3 protein-coding genes are annotated in these 6,885 nt (G+C 37.4%); all 3 read right to left on the bottom strand.

Going from position 1 to position 6,885, the window contains the following annotated elements; all coding sequences use genetic code 11:
• The coding region (locus QV06_RS11245; RefSeq protein ID WP_156542078.1) for an ESPR domain-containing protein at positions 1–3,687 on the bottom strand (3,687 nt) is incomplete at its 3' end.
• A 363-nt stretch (positions 3,688–4,050) separates the two neighbouring features.
• Positions 4,051–5,301, bottom strand: a complete 1,251-nt coding sequence (gene sstT, locus QV06_RS11240; protein WP_065238221.1) for a serine/threonine transporter SstT — start codon at positions 5,299–5,301, stop codon at positions 4,051–4,053.
• Between the two features lie 174 nt (positions 5,302–5,475).
• Entirely contained in the window at positions 5,476–6,636 is a 1,161-nt protein-coding gene (rnd, locus tag QV06_RS11235; RefSeq protein WP_065238220.1) for a ribonuclease D, read from the bottom strand.
• Between the last annotated feature and the right edge of the window lie 249 nt (positions 6,637–6,885).

Below are 6,885 nucleotides of genomic sequence, written 5' to 3'. Positions count from 1 at the left end.
GGTTAAAGTAGCTGTACCTGGTCCACCAGCCTTATCGCCCACTTTTAAGGTGCCTTCAGTCGCCAGTTTTCCTGCTGTTTCTACTGCTACACTACCTGATTTTATTTCAGTGTCGCCTTTAACCGTAGTCGTACCGCCTTTAACATTTACCGCACCACTATCAACAATTAAGCTACCTGCATTAGTAGTACCAGAGGAATTAATCGTCCCTCCCTCTGTTTTTAGCTCACTTGTAACTTTTAAGCCCTCTTGAACATCACCTGTATCGGGATTATCCACCACATTATTGGTTAAATTACCATCATTTTTAACTGTTACGCTAGTTGCTTCAACGCCACCTGTCCCTGAAATAGTGAGTTTTGCTGCATTATCTTCATCAGTGCCATCAGCATCTCCAACAGTAACAGCCCCACCATTTAACTTACCACCTGATACAGCGACTTCACCATCTTTAATGGTGGTTGAATCTGCACTTGTTGTACCGCCTTTAACATTCACTGCACCACTATCAACCGTTAAGCTGCCTGCTGTGGTTGTACCTGATGTGTCTAATGTACCGCCCTCAACTTTGAGTTCATTAGCCACCTTTAAGCCCTTTTGAACATCATCAGCTTCATTATCATCGGTTACACTATTGGTTAAATTACCATCATTTTTAACTGTTACGCTAGTTGCTTCAACACCACCCGTACCCGAAATAGTGAGTTTTGCTGCATTATCTTCATCAGTGCCATCAGCATCTCCAACAGTAACAGCCCCACCATTTAACTTACCACCTGATACAGCGACTTCACCATCTTTAATAGTGGTTGAATTTGCAGTTGTCGTACCACCAGTAATATTGACTGTGCCACTCTGTGCAGCGCCCTCCGCTTTATCAACAGTCAATGTACCTACACTTGTTGTACCAGATGATTCTAATGTACCACTTTCTACTTTTAACTCACCTGTAACAGTTAAACCATTTGCTGTAGATGTATTGGTTAATCTACCATCTGATTTAACCGTTACACTACCCGCACTTGCAGTACCTGCATTGGTAAACTTAGCTGTGTTAGCAGCATCAATACCATCACCAACATTCACCGCACCTGTCGTATTTAACGTACCACCACTTTTTACATCCAAAGTACCGTGGTTAATATTAACACCGCTGGTACCGCTAATACTTGCACCGCCGGCAACAGCTAATGTACCATTATCCACTGTGGTGGTGCCGGTATAAGTATTGTTTTTGGTTAAAGTTGTTGTGCCAGTGCCAGCCTGAATTAAATTACCAGCACCAGTAACTGCACTGTCTAGAGTATAATCACCACTGTGATTAACTTTTAAGTTAGCTCCGCTAGAAACATTAATTGTTTCACTTGCTAAATCACCCTTATCACCGCCGTTACCCAAAGACAATGTACCACCTTGAACATTCACTGCACCGTTAAATGCATTATCGGCAGTTAAGTCCAATTCACCCGCACCGGTTTTATTAAAGGTACCAGCACCACCAAAAGCTGCTTCAGCATTTTGCTCAACAGTAGCACCACTTGCCACATCGGCATTCCAAGTACCACTAATTGTGATAATGTCTTTTGCGGTTGATTGCTTAAACCCATTAAATAAAATATCCCCAGCAACAAGATTGGTCGTTAATGTGCCACCTTGAGCAACATTCACAGTAGCCAATTTATCCCCTGTGGTATCAGTTGATTTAATATTACCGACAGTTGCTGTGCCATTAACAGTAAATAAACCATTATTGATTTCTACATCACCAGCATTCGCGGTGGTTAAAGTACCATTAACTGTTAATTTCGCCTGATTTCCGCCATTTTCTGAATTGTAGATAACATTATTATCCACCAACACACTAGCAGTATTAGTAATACTAGCTCCAGACTGAATATCAACTTCTCCTCCAGTCACCTTAGTGATACCTGCAAAATTGTTCTCTGCAGTGAGGGTTAATTTACTATTGCCTGTTTTATTAAAGATAGCGGTGGTATCAGTACCTGTAAAGTTTGCTCCCGATTGTTGGCTAACAGTTGCATTATCAGCCACAGCCACATTCCATGTGCCATTTAAGGTAACTTTATCCGCTCCGAAACCTTGCAGGAAAGTGTCGCCATTCACCAAATTGGTGGTTAAAGTTCCGCCATTATCAACTTGAACTAAAGAATTACTTGATGGAGTAGCCTCTACATTATGGACAGTTACATTACCACCACTACCGACGATTAAAGAACCATTATTTAAAGCAACTTTACCTGTTATTCCATTACTTGGAGTAGCTGTGTTAAGTACACCATTAACGGTTAAAGTGGCATTTCTGGTCGATGAACCATTGACTGCCACATCACTGGTACCCTCAATTTTACCTCCTGCCGCAATAGTAAGATTATCTGCCTTAATCTCTGTACTGCCTGTATGCAAAAGACTTCCTGCTATTGTAGTAGTGGTTGGAGTAGTAACTCTAACAGCATTTCTTGTAGCACTTGCGGTAGTTTGAGTAGCTCCATACAATATTACATTACCTGAACCGCTTACAGTATTATTAATTGTCTTATCACCAAAATAACGTAGTTCCAAAGCTGTATTATCATTTAATACTATCTTACCAGCAAGGCTACCATCTGTATCTCCAGCACATAGAGCTGGACTTGTTACATCAGAGTTAATTCCACAACCACCCAATGCTAAAACACCTTCTCTTATAATAGTATCTCCTTGATAACTATTATTGGAAAGAATCATCAAAGTAGCAGCTCCAGTTTTAATTAAATTTGCTCCAATATTACCTTGAATATTTACATCTTTAAGAGCAATTGCTGCCTGGCTAAGGGATATTGTCGTATCCTTTAAAAGATTCACACTATTACCGCTGCTTGGAGTAAATCCCTGAAACAGAACAGCAAAATATCCACGAGAGGTTGGCCTAGTTTCAGAAAAGGATATCGTTCCCCCATTTAAATTAACACTACTACGACTACCATTTTCCGCTTTAAGAATATTGTATTTAGTTTGGTTGTTATCACTATTCCATCCAATGGATAGGGTACCACCTTGATTTAAATTCACCACAGCAGTGGAGTCTCGTTCAAAACTAAAACGCGTATTTGTTTGTAAAGTTCCATTAATATCCACTTTGCTACTGCCATATAAAAGAAACTTATCTTGTACAGCTAACGAACTGCCTCTATCAATACTTACCTCACCACCGACATTGCTATCTCCTAAGACCAAATGAAGGATATCTATTTGTGAATTATCTCGTAAATCCCATGCAACTCCATTTAGCCTAGAAGCCCCTGAATTTCCAAGATTTCCAACATTATTACCTGGATATTTACTCGCTATTGCTGCCTCTAGAGTATCTTTATTCGCTCCTGTTCCAGTCATTCTTAAAACAGAACCAGCTGCTGTAAATAAATTATATGCTGTTTGTTGATTACTATAAAAGGCATAATTAACCTTAGAATATGAAATATCATCAGGTATATCAAATGATGCTGCATAAGCCGATTGAATGGATAATGAAAGAAGAGTTAATATAAAAAAGCTAGTTACCCCCCCCCTCTTAGTAGGAGAATGGTGAAGATAGCTATTTTTAGTTTTTCCTTTTGCTATTGCTAACTCCGATACACATTGCCACAATCCTAATGTAGCATTCCAAATAACACGATAAACTTTATTCATATTATTATCCCTTTATTTATATTATAAATAATGAAGCAAACCTTATGATTGACACTGTAAATAGTCAAACTTATTTGACGTTTGCAACCTAAAAATCGCACAATTTTAGCTAAATTTTTATGAAAGTCTAGTAAAAAAAACAATCCTAAAATATCTATTATTTTAATAAGCCAAATAACTAACTACTTTTAGTTAGCTTTTGCTATAGGTGGCTATTTTTTCAGTTCTACTTTTTAAATCTAAGTAAAATTGAAATGATACCAATAAAGAAAATTTAGATTGCTTTTTAATAAAATTTTACAAGCTATCTTAAAAATAAAAGGGCAACACTCTGTTGCCCTTTATATGATTAAACAAATTTAATTATGCTTGCTGACTTTTTCTCTCTTCTTCAATACAAGCCGCTGCGGTAAAGATAACATCTGTTGATGAGTTTAGAGCAGTTTCGGTTGAGTCTTGTAATACCCCAATAATAAAGCCCACCCCAATAACTTGAGCTGCAATATCATTCGAGATCCCAAATAAACTACACGCTAATGGAATCAATAATAATGAACCACCCGCCACACCTGATGCACCACACGCACAAACCGTTGCAACAATACTAAGCAATAAAGCTGTTGGCAAACTCACCTCAATACCTAAAGTATGCACTGCAGCTAAAGTTAAAATAGTGATCGTAATTGCCGCACCGCCCATATTGATGGTTGCGCCTAATGGAATTGACACGGAATAAGTTTCTTCTTTTAAACCTAAACGTTGAGCTAACTCCATATTAACTGGAATATTTGCTGCGGAGCTACGAGTAAAGAACGCAGTTAAACCACTTACACGGATACATTTCCAAACTAATGGATATGGATTTGTTCTGGTTTTCCAAAATACTAAAATTGGGTTTACTATAAAAGCAACAAAGAGCATTGAGCCTACTAATACAGCTAAAATTTGAATATAACCACCTAAAGCAGCTAATCCTCTATCCGCTAATGTCGAGGCAACTAAGCCAAATACCCCTACTGGCGCAAACGCAATAACAATTTTTACTACCATTGAAACAGCTTCTGAAATATCGCCAAATACATTTTTGGTAGTTTCTGACGAATGGCGTAAAGCAATACCTAAACCAATCGCCCAGGCTAAAATACCAATAAAGTTTGCATTTAATAAGGCATTAAATGGGTTATCTACGATATTAAATAATAGCGTACTTAATACTTGTCCAACACTTTCTGGTGGTGCGATTGATTTTTCTGCTTCACCTAAAGCAAGCTCCGTTGGGAAAAGGAAACTCGCCACTACTGCAACCAGTGCAGATAGGAAAGTACCTAATAGATAAAGGTGAATAATACTTTTCAGATTATTCTTTTCCCCAACACGACGATTCGCTATCGCAGATACTACTAAGACAAAAATCAAAATAGGTGCTATTGAACGTAATGAACGCACGAAAAGTTGCCCTAGAAAACTAACATCCTCGGCTAAATTAGTTCCTAAAGTAGGTTCTAAATAAGGAGAAATCAAAGCAAGCAAAATCCCTAATAAAAGACCTGTTGCCACTCTTTTTACAAGAGAACCTTGAAAAAGTAATGCGGTAAAACGAGATGAAGTAACCATAATTATAATATCTATAAATGTTGTGTTAATAACAAAGAGGCTAATAAACCTCCGCCCATCGCTAAAGATAGCTGAAATTATAAATTATGCAAATAAAATAATTGTAAAATAATCTTTTTTCCTGATTGATAAAAAATATCTAAAAAACACCTATATTTTTTAGATATTATCAACTTATTTCTCTAATGAAGGGTCTACTTCACGTAATACTGCCAGTAATTGTTCCCCATAAGGTTGTCGCCATGATTGTAATAATTCAGGTTTTCGATCTTGCGGTTCGCCAGACCAATACCATTTTAAAAGTTGGTGTAATAATTTCTTACTAGCAATCACTTGGGTAGGTAGTTGATCTTTCACTAATCGTTTTAAATTTTTTTGTAATACATTAATTGCTTTCTTATATCCTGCTCGTTCTGAAATATTTTCAATTAAGGCTGGATAATCAGAAGCTGGGACACGTTTTGCTTGTTCAATCAATAACAGCAGCTTTTTACCATAGCGTTTGATTTCCATAGGGTGTAATCCTAACTCTAATAATTGTGAAGTATGTTTAGGTGAATGGATCGCTGTTTGGATTAAACCTTCATTACTCACAATAAAACTCAAGGCAAGATTACGTTTAATCCCTTCTTGTAAACGCCATTTAGCTAAAAATTTTAGATTATTTAATTGTTCTCGGTTAAGTCGCCACGCATTGCCAATATCTAAATAAGCATTTTCTGCTGAAATATGTTTACAGCGTTTTTCGGCAACAAATTGACACTCTTGCTCAATGATTTCTTGCCACGGTGAAGTTTGCATCGCCACTGCCATTTGTTGATAGACTGGTAATAAGTAATATACATCCGCAGCAGCATACTGTAATTGTCGATCTGTTAAGGGACGCTTTAACCAATCAGTACGCGACATTTTCTTATCTAATTCGATCTTTAGATAATGTTCAACCAATAAAGCAAACCCCACGGATAAAGGAAATCCTAAAAAATTAGCTGCAATTTGTGTATCAATAAGAGGCTGTGGTAATTGCCCAAATTGTTGGTAGAAAATCTCAATATCTTCGCCACTTGCGTGTAATATTTTTAACACGTTTTGATCCGCTAACAGGGTAATAAAAGGTTGCCACTCTGTAATTGTTAATGGGTCAATTAAAGCAACGGTTTCACCATAATAAAGCTGAATTAAGCCTAATTTCGCATAATAACTGCGAATCCGTTCAAACTCAGTATCTAACGCCACCACTGGAAATTGTTGTGCTGTTTGGCATATTTGTTGTAATGACGTATTGTCTTTGATGATTTGGTAAGGGATGTTGTTTGGGGTAAGTAGGTTTTGCATAGAGATTACCTAAATATTTATGCTTTCAGCTTAATGACAAAGGTTTATTTAGTGCAACTTTCTCTCTTAATTGTCATTTAAGTTTCGCCCTAAAGGGCGACTTCATTTTCTTTGTTCGTACAAAGAAAACGAAGCAAAAGAAAGTACGCCCTCGCACACTTGCTACTCCTCATTCCAATAAGATTTTCCGGGCGGCAAAAAACAGAGATTTTTCTCACTCCGTTCGAAAAATGATCACTTTTTTTGCCT

Origin of the sequence: Gallibacterium genomosp. 3, assembly GCF_001678475.1 — a bacterium.
GTDB lineage: Bacteria > Pseudomonadota > Gammaproteobacteria > Enterobacterales > Pasteurellaceae > Gallibacterium > Gallibacterium faecale.
This window is presented reverse-complemented; position numbering and strand designations above follow the sequence as displayed.